21 protein-coding genes are annotated in these 18,131 nt (G+C 69.8%); 7 read left to right on the top strand and 14 right to left on the bottom strand.

What is annotated here, in order from left to right; translation table 11 throughout:
• Window positions 1–79 precede the first annotated feature (79 nt).
• A complete protein-coding gene (locus DVH23_RS14060; protein ID WP_114578064.1) occupies window positions 80–559 on the top strand; it encodes a DUF2240 family protein in 480 nt (159 codons plus the stop codon).
• 23 nt (window positions 560–582) lie between these two features.
• Window positions 583–942: a hypothetical protein gene (locus DVH23_RS14065; protein ID WP_114578065.1), complete on the top strand. Its 360-nt coding sequence runs from the start codon at window positions 583–585 to the stop codon at window positions 940–942.
• On the opposite strand, the gene DVH23_RS14070 is transcribed toward DVH23_RS14065, so the two are convergent.
• The 3 genes from DVH23_RS14070 to DVH23_RS14080 form a co-directional block, all read right to left on the bottom strand.
• On the bottom strand, window positions 943–1,593 hold the full coding sequence (locus DVH23_RS14070) for an HAD family hydrolase (protein WP_114578066.1): 651 nt from the start codon (window positions 1,591–1,593) through the stop codon (window positions 943–945). It abuts the gene before it with no gap.
• A gap of 76 nt (window positions 1,594–1,669) precedes the next feature.
• On the bottom strand, window positions 1,670–2,944 hold the full coding sequence (locus DVH23_RS14075; RefSeq protein ID WP_114578067.1) for a cation:proton antiporter: 1,275 nt from the start codon (window positions 2,942–2,944) through the stop codon (window positions 1,670–1,672).
• 63 nt (window positions 2,945–3,007) lie between these two features.
• A complete protein-coding gene (locus DVH23_RS14080; RefSeq protein WP_114578068.1) occupies window positions 3,008–3,502 on the bottom strand; it encodes a cation:proton antiporter regulatory subunit in 495 nt (164 codons plus the stop codon).
• Window positions 3,503–3,664: 162 nt separating this feature from the next.
• Here DVH23_RS14080 and DVH23_RS14085 point away from each other — a divergent pair, with 162 nt between their 5' ends.
• On the top strand, window positions 3,665–5,206 hold the full coding sequence (locus tag DVH23_RS14085) for a TrkH family potassium uptake protein (RefSeq protein WP_114578069.1): 1,542 nt from the start codon (window positions 3,665–3,667) through the stop codon (window positions 5,204–5,206).
• On the opposite strand, the gene DVH23_RS14090 is transcribed toward DVH23_RS14085, so the two are convergent.
• Window positions 5,191–5,571: a methylglyoxal synthase gene (locus DVH23_RS14090; RefSeq protein WP_114578070.1), complete on the bottom strand. Its 381-nt coding sequence runs from the start codon at window positions 5,569–5,571 to the stop codon at window positions 5,191–5,193. The genes DVH23_RS14085 and DVH23_RS14090 overlap by 16 nt on opposite strands.
• Before the next feature lie 60 nt (window positions 5,572–5,631).
• On the opposite strand from DVH23_RS14090, the gene pyrF reads away from it, so the two are divergent.
• Window positions 5,632–6,474, top strand: coding sequence for an orotidine-5'-phosphate decarboxylase (gene pyrF, locus DVH23_RS14095; RefSeq protein WP_114578190.1), 843 nt, complete (start codon window positions 5,632–5,634; stop codon window positions 6,472–6,474).
• An 88-nt stretch (window positions 6,475–6,562) separates the two neighbouring features.
• Here pyrF and DVH23_RS14100 read toward each other — a convergent pair whose 3' ends face one another.
• The 3 genes from DVH23_RS14100 to DVH23_RS14110 all read right to left on the bottom strand — a co-directional run bounded on the left by DVH23_RS14100 (window position 6,563) and on the right by DVH23_RS14110 (window position 7,783).
• A complete protein-coding gene (locus tag DVH23_RS14100; RefSeq protein ID WP_114578071.1) occupies window positions 6,563–7,171 on the bottom strand; it encodes an OsmC family protein in 609 nt (202 codons plus the stop codon).
• A gap of 134 nt (window positions 7,172–7,305) precedes the next feature.
• The gene (locus DVH23_RS14105) at window positions 7,306–7,551 is read right to left on the bottom strand and encodes a hypothetical protein (protein WP_114578072.1); all 246 of its coding nucleotides are present in this window, start codon (window positions 7,549–7,551) and stop codon (window positions 7,306–7,308) included.
• Window positions 7,552–7,561: 10 nt separating this feature from the next.
• A complete protein-coding gene (locus DVH23_RS14110; RefSeq protein ID WP_114578073.1) occupies window positions 7,562–7,783 on the bottom strand; it encodes a hypothetical protein in 222 nt (73 codons plus the stop codon).
• An 89-nt stretch (window positions 7,784–7,872) separates the two neighbouring features.
• Here DVH23_RS14110 and DVH23_RS14115 point away from each other — a divergent pair, with 89 nt between their 5' ends.
• The 3 genes from DVH23_RS14115 to DVH23_RS14125 all read left to right on the top strand — a co-directional run bounded on the left by DVH23_RS14115 (window position 7,873) and on the right by DVH23_RS14125 (window position 11,468).
• Complete coding sequence (locus DVH23_RS14115) at window positions 7,873–8,385, top strand: J domain-containing protein (protein WP_114578074.1); 513 nt, start codon at window positions 7,873–7,875, stop codon at window positions 8,383–8,385.
• 70 nt (window positions 8,386–8,455) lie between these two features.
• Window positions 8,456–10,057, top strand: a complete 1,602-nt coding sequence (locus DVH23_RS14120; RefSeq protein ID WP_114578075.1) for a GTPBP1 family GTP-binding protein — start codon at window positions 8,456–8,458, stop codon at window positions 10,055–10,057.
• Between the two features lie 175 nt (window positions 10,058–10,232).
• Window positions 10,233–11,468 carry a cation:proton antiporter gene (locus tag DVH23_RS14125; protein WP_114578076.1) on the top strand — a complete coding sequence of 412 codons (1,236 nt, stop codon included), beginning with the start codon at window positions 10,233–10,235 and terminating at the stop codon, window positions 11,466–11,468.
• A gap of 50 nt (window positions 11,469–11,518) precedes the next feature.
• On the opposite strand, the gene DVH23_RS14130 is transcribed toward DVH23_RS14125, so the two are convergent.
• The 7 genes from DVH23_RS14130 to DVH23_RS14160 form a co-directional block, all read right to left on the bottom strand.
• Window positions 11,519–12,007, bottom strand: a complete 489-nt coding sequence (locus DVH23_RS14130; protein WP_114578077.1) for a hypothetical protein — start codon at window positions 12,005–12,007, stop codon at window positions 11,519–11,521.
• A 2-nt stretch (window positions 12,008–12,009) separates the two neighbouring features.
• Window positions 12,010–12,942 carry a methenyltetrahydromethanopterin cyclohydrolase gene (gene mch, locus DVH23_RS14135; RefSeq protein ID WP_114578078.1) on the bottom strand — a complete coding sequence of 311 codons (933 nt, stop codon included), beginning with the start codon at window positions 12,940–12,942 and terminating at the stop codon, window positions 12,010–12,012.
• An 80-nt stretch (window positions 12,943–13,022) separates the two neighbouring features.
• Window positions 13,023–13,226, bottom strand: a complete 204-nt coding sequence (locus DVH23_RS14140; RefSeq protein ID WP_114578079.1) for a heavy-metal-associated domain-containing protein — start codon at window positions 13,224–13,226, stop codon at window positions 13,023–13,025.
• 69 nt (window positions 13,227–13,295) lie between these two features.
• The gene (locus tag DVH23_RS14145) at window positions 13,296–13,610 is read right to left on the bottom strand and encodes an MTH1187 family thiamine-binding protein (RefSeq protein WP_114578080.1); all 315 of its coding nucleotides are present in this window, start codon (window positions 13,608–13,610) and stop codon (window positions 13,296–13,298) included.
• A gap of 60 nt (window positions 13,611–13,670) precedes the next feature.
• Window positions 13,671–14,969 (bottom strand): glutamate dehydrogenase GdhB, encoded by a 1,299-nt coding sequence (gene gdhB, locus DVH23_RS14150; RefSeq protein ID WP_114578081.1) that lies wholly within the window; start codon window positions 14,967–14,969, stop codon window positions 13,671–13,673.
• 2 nt (window positions 14,970–14,971) lie between these two features.
• A complete protein-coding gene (locus DVH23_RS14155) occupies window positions 14,972–15,115 on the bottom strand; it encodes a rubrerythrin-like domain-containing protein (protein WP_114578082.1) in 144 nt (47 codons plus the stop codon).
• A 118-nt stretch (window positions 15,116–15,233) separates the two neighbouring features.
• Entirely contained in the window at window positions 15,234–18,086 is a 2,853-nt protein-coding gene (locus DVH23_RS14160; protein ID WP_114578083.1) for a bacterio-opsin activator domain-containing protein, read from the bottom strand.
• Window positions 18,087–18,131 lie beyond the last annotated feature (45 nt).

Here is an 18,131-nt window from a genome sequence, read left to right on the forward strand (position 1 = left end):
CAGCCTTTCGACCCGCGCCGCCGCCGGGACCGAGCCGTGAACCACCACGGTTTTGTCTCCCCCGGAGAGTCCTCCGTCGATGAGTCTCCGGGTCGCCGTCGCGGCGCCGTTCGTCCAGAACGGGAGCCGTAGGCTCCGGGAGAACGAGTTCGTCGTCGCCCTCTCGCTGGATCGCGACTGGTTTTCGCCCGACCAGGCCAAGCGGCTGGTGGACGTCGCCACCGAACGGGGCCTCCTGGATCGGGAGGGAAACGACCTCGAGACCACCTTCGACCCCGCCGAGGTCACGGTTCCGGAGGGGTTCGCCCCCGAGGAGGACCTCCTGCGGGAGCGCTCGCCGTTCGAGCGGGTCTTAGACGCGCTGGTCGCCGAGGGCGTCGAGAAACACGAGGCCGTCGGCGCGATCAACCGGCTCCAGACCGAACTCGGGATCGCCATCGAGGCCGCGGCGGTCGTCTACGCCCGGCGGGAGGGGCTTCCCGTCGAGGAACTCGAGGACCCGGCCCGGGCGGCGGTTCTCGCCGACGGAAGCGATGGCGCCGGGAGCGACGAGGGTTAGTCCCCCTCACCCGAAGACGGGGTATGGTCGAAGGACGGATCACCGACGGCCGCCGGATCGCCCAGCTGCTCGCGAGCGAGATCGAAGGGCACGAGGGCGGCGAACTGGGGGCGCTGTCGGTGGTCGACGCAGCGCCCGACGCAGCGGGGGGCGCCCGCGCGTACGACGTCGCCGACGGGGAGGGGGTGCTCGCGCGGGTGTTCGTCGGCGAGGAGGAGGCCCGACTCGAGTTCGCCCGCGGCGACGAGGCCGTGCGGTCGGCGACGTTCGGCGACCGCGACGACATCGTGGTCCACACCGACGGCGAGCGGACGGTTCTCGAGGTCGGAAGCGGCGCGGCGGTCAAACCCGCGACGCGGGCGCTCGCCGCCGCGGCGGCGTGATCACTCGAGGTCGGCGAGGATCCGGGGGAGGTCCTCGGCGATCCGGTCCCGGATGACGCCGGCGACCGCGCGTGAGTCGGGCGTTTCGCCGCGTTCGTGGACGTGGACGGCGTCCATTCCGGCGCCGACCGCGCCGGTGACGTCCGTCTCGGGGTCGTCGCCGACGTAGACCGCTTCGCCGGGCGCGACGCCGAGGGCGGCGAGGATCGCCTCGAACGCCCGCGGGTCGGGCTTGCCGGCCTCGAGTTCGCCGGTAACGAAGGCGGCGTCGAAGCGTCCTTCCCAGCCGAGCGTCGCGAGTTTCTCGCGCTGGGCGCGGACGGGGCCGTTGGTGAGCAGGCCGACGCGGTACCGGTCGCGGAGGGTCTCGACCATCGTCTCGGCACCGGGGACGGGACCGATCGTCTCGGCGGTGCGCTCGCGGTAGGCCGCCGCGACGGCTTCGGGGTCGGCGTCGCTGTCGGCGAGCAGGTCGGCGAAGATCGGCTCGCGGCTCTCGCGGGTGAGGTTCCGGCCGTGGGCCGCGAGGTACTCCTCGCGGGCGATCGCGGGGGCGTCGGCGCGTTCGACGGCCTCGGCGAGGACCGTCTCCCGGTCGCGGTCGGGGACTGCGAGGGTGTCGTCGAGATCGAACACGACCGCGGTGGGCATGGACGGGGGTTGGGACGGTGCCGGCTTGAAGCTGTCCCCTCTCGGACGGCCTCCGAGAGCCGGGACCGGCGAACCCTCAGTCGTCAGTCGGAGTTCCCCGTAGCCCCTCGGAGAGCCGCGGGACGACCCGCTCCTCGATCCGGCCGGCGTACCCCATCAGCGTGGTGCCGAGGACGCTCATCACGAGCACGTAGCCCACCGCGAAGGCGTTGATCGCGTTGGCAGTGTCACTCGCGAGCCCGCTTCCCGCGCCCGCGATGGCGACGCTCGCGATGATCAACGAGAACTCCCCGCGGGTGACCATTCCGAGGCCCACGCGCACGGAACGGCGCTCGTCGAGGCCGTAGATCCGCCCGCCGAGGTAGCCGCTGACGAGTTTCGTCGGCGTCGTCGCGAGGACGGCGACGGCGACGAGGCCGGCGACCCCCGGAAACAGCGCCGGGTCCGTGACGAGCCCGATCCAGAGGAAGAAGACGGCGGCGAAGACGTCCCGGACGGGTTCGAGGAGCCGCTCGATCTCGGTGACGTGGTCGGTCGAGGCGAAGGCCATCCCGACGAAGAAGGCGGCGACGGCCTCGCTGACGCCGATCGCGAGGGCGGCCCCCGCGATCGGAACCGTGATTCCGAGCGCCCGGAGCACGAGGAACTCGTGGGAGTCGGTGTCGAGGGCGCGCTCGAGGACGGGGGTGGCGTAGTGGACGCCGGCGAGGAGCACGGCGATGAACGCGACCGCGACCGCGACCTCGCCGACGGCCGCGCCGACGTCGCCTCCGCCGAGAGCAAGCGCGGTGGCGACAACGAGGTAGACGGCGATGAAGAGGTCCTCGAAGACGAGCGTGCCGAGCATCGGGTCGGCCTCGTCGTTTGCGATCCAGCCCAGGTCAATCAGGGACTTGGTGATGATCGCCGACGAGGAGATGTAGACGATCCCCGCGAGGAGGAAGGCGGGGAGAAAGGCGCCGAAGAGGAGGTAGCCGAGGGCGAGGCCGGCGCCGAAGTTGATCAGCAGGTCCACCGCTCCCGCCTTCCCGATCAGGTCCCGAGAGGCGAGCAACCGCTCGACGTTGAACTCCAGACCCAGGAAGAAGAGGAGCATCACGATCCCGAGTTCGGCCCCGAGATAGACGAACTCGCTCTCGCCGTCGAGGGCGAGGGCGGCGCCGTGGGGGAGGACGTCGAGCCCCACTAAGGCGGGAAAGTCGATCCCGCCGAGCACGTGGGTGCCCAGAAGCATCCCCACGAGGATGTAGAAGGGGATCACCGACTGGCCGAGGCGAGTCGCGAGGACGCCGACGGCCGCCGCGGCCCCGAAGAGGACGCCGACGTCGATCAGGGCGGTCTCAGCCGCCACGGGCGATCACCCTCCGTCCCACACGAAGCGCCGATTGGAGATCTCTCGCCGGTAGGGCGCCCCTCACCGTTGGGGATCGTCCCCGAGCAGCGCCTCGAAGGCCGTACAGCTCTCGCGGTCGCCGACGACGACGAGCGTGTCGCCGGCCTCGATGACGCTCTCGGGACCCGGCGGGGCGACGACCTCGTCGTCGCGCTGGATCGCGACGACCGAGACCCCCGTCTCCTCGCGGACGTTCACCTCCCCCAGGCTCCGGCCGGCGAGCTCCGCGTTGGGAGCGACGTTGTACCACTCGAGGAACGTCTCCTCGGAGAGCATCGTCTCGACGCGGTCGCTCGTCACCGGCTGGAAGTACGCGCCCTCGAGGATCGTGCCGACGGTCCGGGCGAGGCGGTCGGGTAACTCGAACAGCTTCTCGCCGTCGGCACCCTCCTCTGCCTTCAGGTAGACCTCGCGTTTGCCCGTGTTGTGGGTGACGACGACGAGGCGCTCGCCGTCCTCGAGTTCGACCTCGTACTTCTTCCCGACGCCCGGGAGGTCGCTCTCGTAGATGGTCATACCCGAACACCGGGCGGGGTAGTAATAAAGCACGTGACGGCGCCCGGCCGCGGACGCCCGGTCGTGATCGCCCCGTCGCGGGAGACGAGCCCTCCGTTCGTTCCGAAGTCCGTGAATCATCGGCTTTATTTCCGACTGCCGTCTCCCTCTCGCCAGTCACGAATGGCCCGCCGCATCCACGTCGATTACCGTGCGAGCCTCTCCACCCTCGGGACGGTGCTCACCTATCTCTCGGCGGCGCTTCTGTTCCCGACGGCCGTCGCCGTCTACTACGGCGAGAGTCCGCTTCCGTTCCTCGTGGCGCTCGCGGTCGCGGTCACGGTCGGACGGGGCCTCGAGCGTCTCGACGACGAGCCGGAGATGGGCAACCGCGAGGCGTTCCTGATGGTCGCGCTGACCTGGCTCGTCGTCCCGCTGGTGGGCGCTCTCCCCTATCTCGTCGCCGGGTCGGGAACCGTCGCCCATCCGGTCAACGCCCTCTTCGAGAGCATGAGCGGCTTTACGACGACGGGCGCGACCGTCCTGGGAGAGATCTCGTTCGAGCGCCACTCGCGGTCGATCCTCATGTGGCGCCAGCTCAGCCAGTGGCTCGGCGGGATGGGCATTCTGGTGCTGATGGTCGCGATCCTCTCTGAGCTGTCGGTCGGTGGCACCCAGCTCATCCGCCACGAGGCCCCCGGAATCAGAGTCGAGAAGCTCACGCCCCACATCCGCGAGACCGCACAGGTGCTGTGGTCGATCTACGCCGGGTTCACCGTCGGCGCCGTCGTCGTCTACTACCTCCTTCACCTCCTCGGTCTCGCCCCGAACATGACCCTCTACAACGCCGTCGCCCACGCGCTGACGACGCTCCCCACCGGCGGGTTCTCGCCGGAAGCCAGGAGCGTCGAGGCGTTCACACCGATCGTCCAGTGGACGGTGGTCCCGTTCATGATCGTCGCAGGGACGAACTTTGCGCTCTACTGGTACGTCCTCCAGGGCCGGATCGAACGCCTGACCGAGAACGCGGAGTTTCGGCTCTACCTCGCCGCGATGGGCGCCGTGAGCGCGCTCGTCTCCGGGCTCCTGTTCGCCGGGGTCGGCCTCGCGGAGACGCCGACGATCGGGCCGATCCCGGGCAACCTCGAGATCTCGCTGCGCCACGGCGTCTTCCAGGCCGTCGCGGTCGTGACGACGACGGGCTACGCGAGCATGGACTTCAACACCTGGAACGCCTCCGCACAGGTCGCCCTGATGTTCGCGATGTTTCTGGGCGGCTCGGCCGGCTCCGCGGCCGGCTCGATCAAGATCGTCCGCTGGTACGTCGTCGGGAAGTCGATCCGCCGGGAGCTGTTCCGGATCGTCCATCCCGAGGCCGTCCGCCCGATTCGGATGGGCGCCCGCGACGAGGTCGTCGACGAGGAAACCGTCCACAGCATCTTCGTCTTCACTGCGCTCTTCTTGCTCCTGTTTGGGGCCTCGACGCTGTTGCTCTTTCTGGACGCCCACCGGATCGGCCTCGAACTCGACGCCCTGGAGGCGACGAGCGCGGCGATCGCCACCCTCGGCAACGTCGGCCCCGGCTTCGGCGTCGTCGGCCCGATGGGGAGCTACGAGCCGTTCTCGGCGACCGCGAAGCTCTACATGGTCTTTCTGATGTGGATCGGGCGCCTCGAGATCCTCGCGGTGCTCGTGATCCTGACGCCGGCCTACTGGCGCTCCTGATCGGCCAGCCCCTCGATCAGGAAGGTTGCGGAGGCGAGGTTGGTCGCCAGCGCGGTGTCGTGGACGTCACAGATCCGCAGCAGCGCGGAGATGTCGGGTTCGTGGGGCTGGGCCCGAAGCGGGTCCCGGAGGAAGACGATCCCGTCGAGACGGTCGCGGGCGACCTCCGCGCCGATCATCAGGTCCCCGCCGAGGGGACCGGAGGCTTGGGGATCGACGTCGAGGTTCGTCTCCTCGTTGAGCCGGCCGCCGGTGGTTCCGGTCGCGATCAGGTCGTACTCGGCGAGCTGGGCGGCGTGCTCGCGGGCGAAGTCGACCAGGTCGTCTTTCTTCTCGTCGTGGGCGATCAGCGCGACGCGGGTCATATCCGACCTCTCGCGCCGGCGATGGAAACGTTTTCGGCCCTCGACGAGCCACTCGGGGCGATGACCGCCAGGACCCCCTTCTTCGACCGACTGGCCGAGCGCATCGAGCGGATCGACAGCGTCCTCTCGGTGGGTCTCGATCCCGACCCCGCCCGACTGCCCGAGGACCTCCGCGACCGGGACCTGCCACGGTGGGCGTTCAACCGTCGGATCATCGACGCCACACACGAACACGCTGCCGTCTTCAAACCCAACGCCGCATTCTACGAGGATCCGGAGGGGTGGCGCGCCTTGGAGGAGACGATCGCGTACGCCCACGGAAAGGGGGTTCCGGTCCTGCTTGACGCCAAACGCGCCGACATCGGGAACACGACCCGCCGCTACGCGGATCTCGTCGATCCCGACCGCGACGGACCCGCCGCGGACGCGATCACCGTCAACCCCTACATGGGCGGAGACTCCCTCCAGCCGTTCCTGGCCAACGAGACTGCGGGCGTGTTCGTCCTCTGTCGGACCTCCAATCCGGGCGGCAGCGACCTCCAGGACCTCCCCTTGGAGACGGGCGAACCCGTCTACGAGCGCGTCGCCGCGCTCGCGGACCTCTGGAACGACCACGGCAACGTCGGGCTGGTCGTCGGCGCGACCCAGCCCGAGGAGTTAGAAGCGCTCCGCGAGATCGTTCCAGATCTCCCCTTTCTGGTCCCCGGAATCGGCGCCCAGGGCGGCGACGCCGAGCCTGCAGTCGAGTACGGGCTCGCAGAGGGCGTCGGACTGATCAACTCCTCGCGAGGGATCGTCTTCGCCGGCGACGACGCCACCGGCGAGGGAGCCGACGCCTACGCCTCCGCGGCCGGCCAGGCCGCGAAACGCCTCAAGAGCCGACTCAATCGTTATCGAGCGTAGTTGGCAGACCGTCGTCGGGGCGTGCTACGTGTACCGTCGTCGGATGGCGGGCGGAGAAAACGGGTCGAGCGTCGGGCGCACCGACGAATCAGTCGGCGAACTCGACGGTCGGGCTGTTGGGCTGGGCGAGAGTCACGAGGGTGTAGACGGGCGACCGGCGGTAGTAGTCGCCGACGGTCTCCCGCTGCTCGTCGGTGAGGTCGCCCTCAACCTCGATTTCGATCTCCAGGTCGTCATACATCTCGTCGGCCCGGTCGGTGTCGTGGATGCCAAAGAGCATCCGGAGATCGACGGGCGCGTGGACCGTGGTCGTGACGCCCTCGACCGGAACGCCCTCGCGGATCGCGTTCCAGACGATCGTGCCGTTGATGCAGGCGGTCAGCCCCGCGAGCGCCCCCTCGACCGCCTCGTAGCGGTCGGTCGGATCGAGGTAGCCCAGGGTTTCCTCTAGCTCCGGCGGGAGCCCGAACTCGAGGGTGTGTTCGCGACCGCCGCCCATCTCGTCGCCGCCCAATCCCCAGGGGCCGATGGTCGCTGTCGTCCGGTTTGCGACCGCCTCGGCGTCGCCCGAGGCCCGGAACTCGATGTGACCGTCCTCGGGGTGTTCCTCGAGCCAGTCGATGAACTCGAGGAACTCCTCGACCCGGACGTCGTGTTCGACGCGTTCGTTCTCCGTCCGCCGCGCGTGTGTGCTCATGGTCGGTTCACCGGTGGTACGTAGGCGCCCGAGGGAGATAACCGGCGTTCGCGACCGGGCGGACAGTCCCCTCGGGCGGCGGGTCGCTCCGACCTCTCTCGGACTCGCCGCGGCGATACACGAGGGGTGCGAGATCAGTCGCCGACGACCCGGCCGACGAGCCGGTCGCCCTCGAAGCGGCCGACGACCTCAACGGCGACGGGTTCGGCGGTCGGATCCTCCGGAAGCCGGTCGAGTCCCTCGCAGACGGCGATGTCGGCGGGGCTGGACTCGTTTGGGTGGTCGGCGACGAGGCGGCCCTCGGCGTCGTACTCGAGGGAGAGCTCGAACCGTTCGCCGATCGCCAGCGGTGCCGAAAAGAGGTCCCGGATGGAGGTCATGGCGTCGGCCTCAGAACTGGTAGGTGTCGCCCGCGTCGTCGTTCGGGTCCCTGTCGGGGTCGGGCCGACCGTCGCCCTGGCCGGGGTCGCCGGAGTCGGCCTGGGCCGCACACTCCGCACAGAGCCCGAGATCGCTCTCGTAGTGCTGTTCGCAGGTGAACGTCCCGCAGTTGCGACACTGCTCTTCGGCGGGGCGGGACTCACAGATCTGGCACAGCCCACTGACGCTCATGGTCGCCGTACGCGCTGGTCACCTATCAATCCGCGGCCGGAAGACACCGGGGCCGTGAGACTTAGGGTGGTCGCCCCGCTAACGGGGGCGTGGAGTTCGATCGCTCGCCGTTCGTCCTGGGGCTGGCCTCGGTGTTCGCGGGGCTGACCGCCGTACTCGGGATCTTCGGCGTCGTCGGCGCCCAGCCGATCGCGGTCGCGGTCGCGGTCCCGTTCGGGCTGACGAGCTACGTCATGTACTACCACGGCAGCGGGAAACTCGCCCGGGCGGCCGTTCGCCGCGGGGAGCGAGCCGAGCGCGCACGCCGCCGGCGCGCGGCGGGTGCCGGACCGCGGGACCGGGCCGGACCGCGAACCCGCGCCGATCGCCGGGCCCGTGCGGGCGCCGGACGCCGGCGTGGGACCGGCTCCCGGCGCCGGGCGCCCGCCTCGGGACCGACGGCCGCGGAGGCCCGTTCGACGCTCGGTGTGGGAGCCGACGCCGGCGAGAGCGAGATCCGCTCTGCCTACCGAGACCGGGTCAAGGAGGTCCACCCCGACCGCGGGGGGGACGAGGAGGCGTTCAAGGACGTGACGGCCGCCTACGACCGCCTCACGGAGTGAGACGCGAAGTGAGGTGTGGTAGCATCCGTCCTGCGGGAGCCTTTTGTCCGCTCGCTCGCTACCCGTTGGCATGAGCCGTGACCGGGCTCTGTTGGAGCGAGCCCTGGACCGTGGCGAGAGCGAGGGCGGAAACGTCGAGTTCAAGGAGCGACTCACCCGGGAGGTCCACCTGGCGGAAGGACGCCGGGAGAGCCTGGCGGCACAGCTTCGCCACCGGGTGCTCTCGGGGGACGGCGAGGCGACGTACGTCCTCGGGGTCACCGACGACGGGGGACTGGCGGGGATCGACCACGACCGATTCTCGGAGACGATGGACGTCCTCTCGCTTCTCGCCGAGGAGGCCGACGCCCACATCGACGACGTCGAGACCTGGGGCGTGGGGAAAGGGTTAGTCGGCGTCGCGACGATCCGGGACGGCGCCGTCTTAGAGACCGACGACGAACACGTCGTCGTCGGCACCGCGGGCCACGTCGACCACGGCAAGTCCACGCTCGTGGGCTCGCTCGTGACGGGACGGGCGGACGACGGCAACGGCGCGACCCGGGGATTCCTGGACGTCCAGCCCCACGAGGTCGAACGTGGGCTCTCGGCGGACCTCTCGTATGCGGTCTACGGCTTCGACGACGACGGGCCGATCCGGGTGGACAACCCCGACCGGAAGGGCGACCGCGCACAGGTCGTCGAGGACGCGGACAGACTGGTGTCGTTCGTCGACACCGTCGGCCACGAGCCCTGGCTCCGGACGACCATCCGGGGACTGGTGGGACAGAAACTCGACTACGGCCTGCTGGTCGTCGCCGCCGACGACGGCCCGACCCGCACGACCAGGGAGCACCTCGGGATCCTGCTTGCGACCGAGCTGCCGACGATCGTCGCGATCACCAAGGCCGACGCGGTGGACGACGACCGGCTCGAGGAGGTCGAACGCGAGGTCGAGGGCCTGCTCCGGGAGGTCGAGAAGTCCCCGCTGCGGGTCGGACGCCACGGGGTCGACGCCGCCATCGAGGAGGTCGGCGACCGCGTGGTGCCGATCGTCGAGACCAGCGCCGTCACCGGCGAGGGCCTCGACGTCTTAGACGAACTGTTCGATCGCCTCCCCAAAACCGCAAGCGGCGACGGCGAGTTCCGGATGTACGTCGACCGGAGCTACTCGGTCACCGGCGTCGGAGCAGTGGCGTCGGGGACGGTGATGACCGGCGAGGTCGAGGCCGGCGACGAACTCCTGCTGGGCCCGATGCCCGACGGGCGCTTCCAGGAGGTCGAGGTGCGCTCGATCGAGATGCACTACCACCGGGTCGACCAGGCCCGCGCGGGCCGGATCGTCGGCATCGCGCTGAAGGGGGTCAAGGAGAGCGCCCTCGAGCGGGGAATGGCGCTCCTGCCGGCCGACGCCGATCCCGAACCGGTGAGGGAGTTCGAGGCCGAGGTCATGGTCCTGAACCATCCCACCAGAATCGGCGAGGGGTACGAGCCGGTCGTCCACGTCGAGACGATCGGCGAGGCCGCGGCCTTCTCCCCGGAGGGCGGGCGGCTGCTTCCGGGGGACACCGGCGAGGCGACGGTCCGGTTCAAGTTCCGCCCGTACCTGATCGAGGAGGGCCAGACGTTCGTCTTCCGGGAGGGACGCAGCAAGGGCGTCGGAACCGTCACCGCGGTCCACCCGGCGAGATAGCGCGAGCCGTGCCCCCTTCGAAGGCCTTTTGACCGACCGGTCAGTATCCACGACCGACTCCTGGCCGGCGTGGGGACCGGCCGGTTCGTATCCATGACGAGAGACAGCTCTATTCGATGGTTCACGAAGGGGGATCGTCCGCCGGCCGACGCCGACCCGCCCGGGGTGAACCGCAGTGGTTGAGGCCGCGGGGATCGACGTCCTCAGCCTGCTGCTGGTGCTTACGGTCGCGTGGGTGTTCGGGGCGGTCTCCGAACGGCTTGGCTACCCGACGATGATGGGCGAACTGTTCGCCGGGATCGTCTTCGGGCCCGCGATGTTGGGAATTCTCCAGCCATCCGAGCTGCTCTCCGTACTCTCGGAGCTCGGGGTTTTCCTGCTGATGGTGTACGTCGGGATGGAGGTCGACCTCCGGGAGCTGTTCCGACTGGGCCCGCAGGCACTGTTGATCGCCATCGGCGCGTTCGTCATCCCGTTCGGGCTGGGCTACGGCGCCGGGCTCTGGCTGGGCGTCTCGACGGGCGCCGCGCTCTTCTTAGGCCTGGCGATGGCCGCGACCTCGCTGGCGACGAAATCGCGGATCCTCGCCGACCTCGAGCTGCTCGACACCCGGATCGCGAACGTCCTACTCGGAGGCGCCCTCGCTTCCGACGTCGGCGTCCTGATCGCGTTCGCGGCCGTCGACAGCTACGTCACGGCCGGCAGCCTCGACGTCGCCGAGATCGGCCTCATCGTCGGGCAGGCGCTTGGCTTCTTCGCCGTGACGCTGTTCATCGGCTACCGCTTTCTCCCCCTGGCCTGGAGCCGCATCGAGGCACTGAGCGAGCGCTACGGGTTCGTGGACCGCACGACCGCCTTCACGTTCGCGTTGCTCGTCTCCCTGCTGTTCGCCCAGCTCGCGACGCTCGCCGAGCTCCACATGATCATCGGCGGCTTCGTCGCCGGGATGTTCCTCCGGCAGGCCGACGTCCAGCCGTCGCTGTACGAGCACATGCACACCGTCATCTACGACCTCGCGATGGGGTTTTTCGCGCCCGTCTTCTTCGTCACCGTCGGCTTCGAGATGACGTTCGACGTCTTCTTCGAGTCGTTCTGGATCCTCGCTGGGCTGGTCGCGATCGCCTTCCTCGGCAAGATCGTCGGCTCCTGGCTGTTCGCGCTGCCGACCCAGCTCTCCTCGCTGGAGGGGCTCGTCGTCGGCTTCGGGATGAACGGCCGGGGGACCGTCGAGATCATCATCGCCTCGGTCGCGCTCACCACGGGCGTCATCGACCAGTCGATGTTCTCGATCCTCGTCTTCATCGCGATCTTCACCACCGCGCTCGTGCCGGCCACCGTCACCTGGGGCGTCCGTCTGCTCGAGGCCGCCGACGAACTCGTCTACGTCGAGCGCGAGGCCGATCCGGGCTGATCCCGGGCCGCCCGGTCTCCGGTTTGTCCGACGACGGTACCGGCGCGATCTCAGGTCCGCCGGTAGCCCTCCGGGGTTCGTTTCGCCAGCTCGAGCAGGCAGGCCCATCCGAGGATCCGCTCGACGCGTTCGCCCCAGACCTCGTCCAGCCGATCGCTCCAGCGGTACTGCTCGTAGGCGGGGATCTCCTCGCGAAAGCGATCGTACACCGCCTCGCTCGCCAGGGGACCGTCGGCCGTCTCGAGGATCTCGAGGACGGTCTCGACGCCGTAACACCGCTCCCGGAACCGCTCGCGGAGGCGGTCGGGATCTGGCTCCTCGCGGACCCGCGAGAAGCCGGCGGGGCCCTCGCGGGCGAGGCCCAGCGCCCGCAGGAAGGTGAGCCAGGTCCGGGCCTCGTCGCGGGGGGCGATCCCCGTTCGATCCATGATCCGGGCACAGCAGTCGTTCTCGTCGCCGGGGAACAGCGGAACGGCCTCCTGGACCTCCCCCACGAAAGCGAGGTCGTCTGGCGCCGCGGGGACGAGCTTGAACTGCATGCTCAGAGGCCGAACGATTCCGCAACGAGGTCCTCGCGGACCTCGCCGACGACGTGGGTCTCGCCGCCGAGCACGTCGATGGTCACCGTTGCGGGGGCAAACAGGTCGGCGGGGACCTCCTCGAACTCCCAGTCCAGGTCGTCGAAGACCTCGGCGAACGGCCGGCCGTACTCCGCTCCGGCCGTCGAGGCGACCGCCTCGGGGTGTTCGACGGGTTCGCTGACGACGAGGTGGGCGCGGCCGCCGTAGGCGACGGCGTCGTTCGTCCGGGCGATGGCGGTCGATTCGTCGCCCGCGACGGGGGCCATCGGCGCCCGCCCCGACGCCGAGACGACGTCCCGTGGGTCGTAGCCCAGCTCCGAGAGGCGAAAGGTCGCGAGTTCGGCCGCCCGCGCGGCGTTGGTGACGCTGCCGACGACGCTCGCGGTCGGATAGGCCAGCACGAAGACGCCGCTGGGCTCGACGTCGGCGAACTCCGCGATCTGGTCGATCGCGGCCTCCGTCGGGGGTTCGTCGCTCTCGACGGCCAGCGCCGTCAGGTCGAAGGCGTCGGCGTACCCCAGCCGCTGGAACTCCTCTTCCTCGGCGACCAGCGCGCGTGCGGGCCCGCTTCCGAGCCCCTCGAAGTCCTCGGTCGTCAGTTCCCAGCTCGCCTTCTGCGAACAGAGCAGGGCGAGGGCGGGCTGGTCGGTCGAGAGTTCGACGTGGGGGATCGGGGCGCCCGCGATCTCCTCGATATCGCGCCCGGGCGTTGCGAGCCCGGCGGTCTGGATCTCGGTGGCCAGCAGTCCGGCCTCGATCCCGCCCGCGAACTCGAGTCCGCAGTCGATCACCGTCGCGCCGCGTTCGGTCTCACGGGCGCCGACCGACAGCTCCTCGGCGTACTCGAGGGCCTCGTCGACCAGCTCGATCGCCATCCGGTTGAGACTCTCCATACCCGCCCTTTGCCGTCTCCACTAAAACAGTTCCGGGAACGCACACCACGGATCGGGGCAGAACCGTCCCGTCGGCGGTATCAGCCCTCGACCTCGTAGCCGGCGTCGGCGATCGTCCGGTCGATCATCTCGGTCCCGACGGCCTCGTGGCTCACCCGAACCTCGCCGTCCTCGTGGTCGGCGGTCGCCGAGACGACGCCGTCTATGGCCTCCAGGGCCGTCCGGACGGTCTCCTCGCAGCCCTCACAGGACATTCCACGGACGTCTCGAGTGGTTTGGTCCATGCCCGCGCTACCGCCTCCGGCCTGTTTACGGTGTCGGTGCCTTCGGGGTTCGCGGCGCCGATCCGTCGCTCAGTCGGGGTCGCTCGTCGGCTCGCGGCCCAGTTCGTCGGCGACGGCCTCGACCTTCTCGGCGGCGCCCTCCGAACTCGCGCGCTTGTCGTCTACCTTGAGGACCGTGCTCACCCGGTCGGCGTCGACGGCCCCGTGGGCCGCCTCGGCCGCGGCGAACAGCTCTCCGGCGTCGTCGGCCTCGATGGTGGTCCCCATCGGCGTCGTCTCGTAGGAGACGTCGAACGCCTCCAGGGCCTCGACCGCCGCCGCGACCTCACTCGCCATGCTGTCCTCGACGACCGGCGCGACCGACAGAAACGCGATCACCGTCATGGATGGGGGGACGGGCCGGATCGAGAAGTAGCTGTTCCCCGTCACGACTCCCGACCCGCGCTACGGCCAGAGCCCTCGAGCCTCGTGGGCCTCGCCGACCCGCGAGAGCGCGACGACGTACGCCGCCTCCCGCCAGGTGACCTCCCGGGCGTCGAACTCGCTCCGGACGGCCGCCCACGCCGCGTTCATCTCCGCCTCGAGTTCCTCGTTCACTCGCTCCAGGGACCACGCCCGTCGGTTGATGTCCTGGAGCCACTCGAAGTAGCTCACCGTGACCCCGCCCGCGTTCGCGAGGATGTCGGGGATCACCTGGACGCCCCGGTCGGCGAGGATCGCGTCCCCGGCGGAGGTCGTCGGCCCGTTCGCGCCCTCGACCACGATGTCGGCGGCGACCGCGTCCGCGTTCTCCTCGGTGATGACGTTGCCGAGCGCCGCGGGGACGAGCACGTCGACGTCCAGGGTGAGCAACGCCTCGTTCCCGATGACGGTGTCCGCGTGGTCGGTGACGGCCTCGGGCTCCTCGTCGTGAGAGGGGACCGCGCGGGTGTCGATCCCGTCGGGGTCGTACATCGCGCCGTTGACGTCGCTGACCGCGACGATCGTCGCGCCCCAGTCGTCGAGCAGGCGCGCGGCGTTGGCGCCGACGCTGCCGTAGCCCTGGATCGCGACGGTCGTCCCCTCGAGAGGCCGGTCGTAGTACTCGCAGGCGAGTTCGGTGACGATGGCGACGCTCCGGCCGGGGGCCTCCTCGCGGCCCTCGCTGCCGCCGATCACCGGCGGCTTGCCCGTGACGACGCCCGCGATGGTCTCGCCTTCCTGCATCGAGTAGGCGTCCATCAGCCACGCCATCGTCCGCGGATCGGTGCCCATGTCGGGGGCGGGAATGTCAACGGTCGGGCCGATGACCTCCCGGAGCTCCTCGGCGAACCGCCGGGTGAGCCGTTCGGTCTCCCCGTCGCTCAGCTCCTTGGGATCGACGGCGATGCCGCCTTTCGCGCCGCCGAAGGGGAGGTCCATCACCGCACACTTCCAGGTCATCCACATTCCCAGGCCGACGCACTCGTCCCGACTCACGTCGGGATGATATCTGAGTCCGCCCTTGTAGGGACCGCGGACGCTGTCGTGTTGGGCCCGATACCCGGTGAACAGCTCGACGGTGCCGTCGTCGCGCTCGATCGGCACCGTCACCTCGTGGACCTTCGTCGGGTGTTTCAGGCGCTCGACGATGTTCGGGTCGATCTCGAGGCGGTCGGCCGCGCCCTGGAGCTGCCGGCGGGCAGTCTCGACGGCCGACTCGGGCTCGCTCCCGTCCGGGGTCGTCTCCGTGCCGTCGTCGTGGGAAGAACTGGAGGAGGCCATCGTTACTCGATCGCCGTCCATCGGTTGCGCATCGCGCCGGCACAGTCCGGACAGGTACCGGGGTTGTCCTCCGCGACGATGATCGTACCGCACTCGAAACACTCGTAGGGACTCGCTTCGTCGGGGTCGATCTCGACGTCTCTCATTGGGATCAGGCCGCCGGTCGGGGACCGGGGCTCGGTAAAACGATACTAAGTGTATAAGGGAATACTCGGTGGCTCACAGCCGAACCCCTGGTAGAGATCGGGGTTGACTATTGAACCCTCACCCGGACGCGGCGACCCGGGCGGCCCCCTCGTCGAAGATCGCCGCAAACAGCGTGCGCTGGACGGTCCGGACGTGGCCGTAGAACGCCGTCGGCGAGATGTCGAGAGCCACTGCGACGTCCTCGCCCGTGCTCTCGCGGGGTGACTCGAAGAAGCCCGCGTAGTAGGCCGTCTGGACGACCTCGAGTTGGCGGTCGGTCAACTCGCCGAGCACCCGTGACTGGAGGTCCTCGTCGGGCGCGCGATCGAGGGCCCGTTTGGCGCGCAACTCCGCGCCGCCGAACGTCTCCCGGACGAGCCGGGCGATCCCCCGGGAATCGACCGTTTCGGGCACGTCGATCGCGACCGTCGTCCCCTCGGGCTCGGCGGTGGCCTCCCGGAACACGGCGCCGTGGTCGGCCAGATCCAGCGCGACGAACGGCTCCGAGAGCCCCAGCCGGAGGATCCCCTCCTCCCCGTCGGCGCTGATTCGCCTGACGGTCTCGACGGCGACGAGGTCGGCCGCCGCCTCCGCGACGGCGTCGACGTCCTCGACGGCGACGAACACGTAACTGCCCTCCGCCGTCTGCTGGACCCCGCCACGATAGGAGAGGCCACAGCCGGCCTCGCGGGCGAGCCGGGAGAGAACGAACGTCGGGTCGTCGACGGCGAACTCGAGGCGGGTCATCGACGACGTGAGGAGGGCGTTCTTGCGTTCGATTGCGCTGATCGCGGCGGCGACGGTCTCGCCGAGTTCGGCCAGCACGTCCCGGGCAGTGCCCTCGAAGGCGTCCCTGCTCCCGGCGTAGACGGTCAACACGCCGTGAGAGAGGTCGTTGTAGACGAGCGGAACGCTCAGTACGGAGAGGTAGTCCCGTGCGAGGGCCCCCGAGCGCCAGGGCTCCTCGCGGAGCCCCGCGGCGACGTTTCCGACGAGCGTCACCTCCCCGCTGGCCGCGGCCCGGCCCGCGGGTTCGACCCCCGACCGCTCGACGGGAAACGACTGGCTGTCGAGGTATCCACCCTCGTCGCCGGCCCAGGCCCGGGGCACTACGCCGTCGCCGTCCGGGTCGACCGCCCCGATCCAGGCGAACGCGAAGCGGTCATCGGCGGTCAGCAACTCGGGGACGGCGTGGTCGATCTCCGAGCGGGTCTCCGCGCGGACGATCGCCTGGTCGATCTCGCGGATGGTCTCGTTGATCCGGTTCAAAGCGGTGAGCTGGTCGTTGCGTTGCTGGAGGGTCCGGTCCTGTTCCCGGAGGCGGGACTCCCGGCTGACCCGGTCGAGGGCCGCCTCCGCGGTCGCGGCGAGCAGATCCGCGAGCTCCCGGCGTACCTCGTCGAAGACGCCGACTTCCGGGGAGCCGGCGACGAAGACCCCGTGGTCGCCCAGAGGGATGTAACACGCGCTCCGGAGGTCGGTCACCCGGTTGTCGAGTCGATCCGCGTCGTGGACGTCCGCGAAAAACAGCGCCTCGTCGGCGACGAAGCTGTGGCTCGGGAGCGTCTCGCCGTCGGCGTGGACCGTCGGGAGCGGGCCGTTGAGTTCCTCCATCGCCGCCGACTGGGCCGCCGGACGGAGGTCGTTCGTCTCGGCGTCGAAGAGATAGACGGCGCTCGCCTCGAGGTCGAGCACGCCCGGCGTGTCGTCGACGACGTGACCGGCGATCTCGGCGTGGGTCCCCGCGTAGAGGAAGTCCCGGGCGGTCCCCTGGAGGGTCGCCAGGGCCTCCTCGCGCTGTTTGCGCTTGGTGACGTCCCGGCAGCTATAGAGGAGCGTCCCGCCTTGAATCGAGACCTCCCGGACGTTGACCAGCAGGGTGTGTTCTCGCCCTGCTTTGTCGGTCGCCGTACACTCGATGTTCTTCAACACGCCCCGCTCGGCGAGTTCCGCCCGATCGAAGAGGTCCTCGCCCAGCAGATCCTCGATCCGTCCCAACTCGCGGATCTCGCTTGCGGTGTAGCCGAAGATGAAGTGAACGTTCGGGCAGACGTAGGTGTACGCGCCGTCCTCGTCGGTGATGAGGACGGTGTCGGTCATGTTGTTCAGCGTGACCCGGTGGAGTTCCTCCGAGCGCCGGAGATCCCGCTCTAGACTCACTCGGTCGGTGATATCGACGCCCTCGACGACGATCGAGACCGGGTCGCCGCGTTCGCCCTCGACGACGCGCACGGAGAGTTCGACGACGCGAGGGTCCTCGCCGCCGGAGGGCCGGGAGACGACCGCGCTCGCGAACCCGCCCTCGAGGGCGTTCGAGACGAGCCGTTCGACGTCCTCGGCGGCGTCCGACCAGCACGAAAGGCCCCAGAAGGGATCGCCGACGACCGCGGCGGCGTCGGTCTCGACCATCCCGCGGGCCGTCCGATTCAGCCGGCTCACGCGGCCGTTCGGCTCCAGAACCCACGTCGCCGCTCTCGCGTCGTGAAAGAGGGCGTCGAACTGCTTGGCGCGCTCGCGGCGGGTCGCGCTCCGGCGGGCCTCCCGGACGACGCGTTCGGTTCGCTCGAGAACCTCCTCGACCCCGTCATCTGCCACCTCGATCGGGACGTAGTCGGCCGCGCCGGCGCCGATGGCCTCGCTGGCGACGGCCTCGTCGCCGGACGCGGTACAGACGACGACGGGGAGAGTCGCCGTCTCCGACCGGACCGTCGAGAGGAGGTCGATCCCCGTTTCCTCGCCGAGTGCGTACTCAGTGAGGAGACAGTCGGGCGGGTCGGCGAGGGCCTCGCGGGCCCTCGCGGCCGTGGCGGCCGTCCGCACCGTCGCGTCGGTCCGGGCCTGGAGTTCGTCCTCGACGGCTCCGATCCAGTCGGTCGTCCCGACCAGCAGGAGGCGGGCGGAGTCCAGGAGGGAGTCAGTGAGGGGGACCATGGATGGTTCACAATCGAACCCCCCGCCCCATACGTTTGCCGCCGT

The sequence above is a fragment of the Saliphagus sp. LR7 genome (assembly GCF_003344565.1).
In the GTDB taxonomy this organism is placed as follows: domain Archaea; phylum Halobacteriota; class Halobacteria; order Halobacteriales; family Natrialbaceae; genus Saliphagus; species Saliphagus infecundisoli.

Excerpts from the sequence above, each read along its gene's own strand:
- DVH23_RS14160 (WP_114578083.1), bottom strand. The coding sequence starts at position 18,086 with ATGGTCCCCCTCACTGACTCCCTCCTGGACTCCGCCCGCCTCCTGCTG.
- DVH23_RS14085 (WP_114578069.1), top strand. The coding sequence starts at position 3,665 with ATGGCCCGCCGCATCCACGTCGATTACCGTGCGAGCCTCTCCACCCTC.
- DVH23_RS14120 (WP_114578075.1), top strand. The coding sequence starts at position 8,456 with ATGAGCCGTGACCGGGCTCTGTTGGAGCGAGCCCTGGACCGTGGCGAG.
- DVH23_RS14105 (WP_114578072.1), bottom strand. The coding sequence starts at position 7,551 with ATGACCTCCATCCGGGACCTCTTTTCGGCACCGCTGGCGATCGGCGAA.
- DVH23_RS14090 (WP_114578070.1), bottom strand. The coding sequence starts at position 5,571 with ATGACCCGCGTCGCGCTGATCGCCCACGACGAGAAGAAAGACGACCTG.
- DVH23_RS14065 (WP_114578065.1), top strand. The coding sequence starts at position 583 with ATGGTCGAAGGACGGATCACCGACGGCCGCCGGATCGCCCAGCTGCTC.
- mch (WP_114578078.1), bottom strand. The coding sequence starts at position 12,942 with ATGGAGAGTCTCAACCGGATGGCGATCGAGCTGGTCGACGAGGCCCTC.
- DVH23_RS14070 (WP_114578066.1), bottom strand. The coding sequence starts at position 1,593 with ATGCCCACCGCGGTCGTGTTCGATCTCGACGACACCCTCGCAGTCCCC.
- DVH23_RS14130 (WP_114578077.1), bottom strand. The coding sequence starts at position 12,007 with ATGCAGTTCAAGCTCGTCCCCGCGGCGCCAGACGACCTCGCTTTCGTG.
- pyrF (WP_114578190.1), top strand. The coding sequence starts at position 5,632 with ATGACCGCCAGGACCCCCTTCTTCGACCGACTGGCCGAGCGCATCGAG.
- DVH23_RS14080 (WP_114578068.1), bottom strand. The coding sequence starts at position 3,502 with ATGACCATCTACGAGAGCGACCTCCCGGGCGTCGGGAAGAAGTACGAG.
- DVH23_RS14155 (WP_114578082.1), bottom strand. The coding sequence starts at position 15,115 with ATGAGAGACGTCGAGATCGACCCCGACGAAGCGAGTCCCTACGAGTGT.
- DVH23_RS14060 (WP_114578064.1), top strand. The coding sequence starts at position 80 with ATGAGTCTCCGGGTCGCCGTCGCGGCGCCGTTCGTCCAGAACGGGAGC.
- DVH23_RS14100 (WP_114578071.1), bottom strand. The coding sequence starts at position 7,171 with ATGAGCACACACGCGCGGCGGACGGAGAACGAACGCGTCGAACACGAC.
- gdhB (WP_114578081.1), bottom strand. The coding sequence starts at position 14,969 with ATGGCCTCCTCCAGTTCTTCCCACGACGACGGCACGGAGACGACCCCG.
- DVH23_RS14110 (WP_114578073.1), bottom strand. The coding sequence starts at position 7,783 with ATGAGCGTCAGTGGGCTGTGCCAGATCTGTGAGTCCCGCCCCGCCGAA.
- DVH23_RS14145 (WP_114578080.1), bottom strand. The coding sequence starts at position 13,610 with ATGACGGTGATCGCGTTTCTGTCGGTCGCGCCGGTCGTCGAGGACAGC.
- DVH23_RS14140 (WP_114578079.1), bottom strand. The coding sequence starts at position 13,226 with ATGGACCAAACCACTCGAGACGTCCGTGGAATGTCCTGTGAGGGCTGC.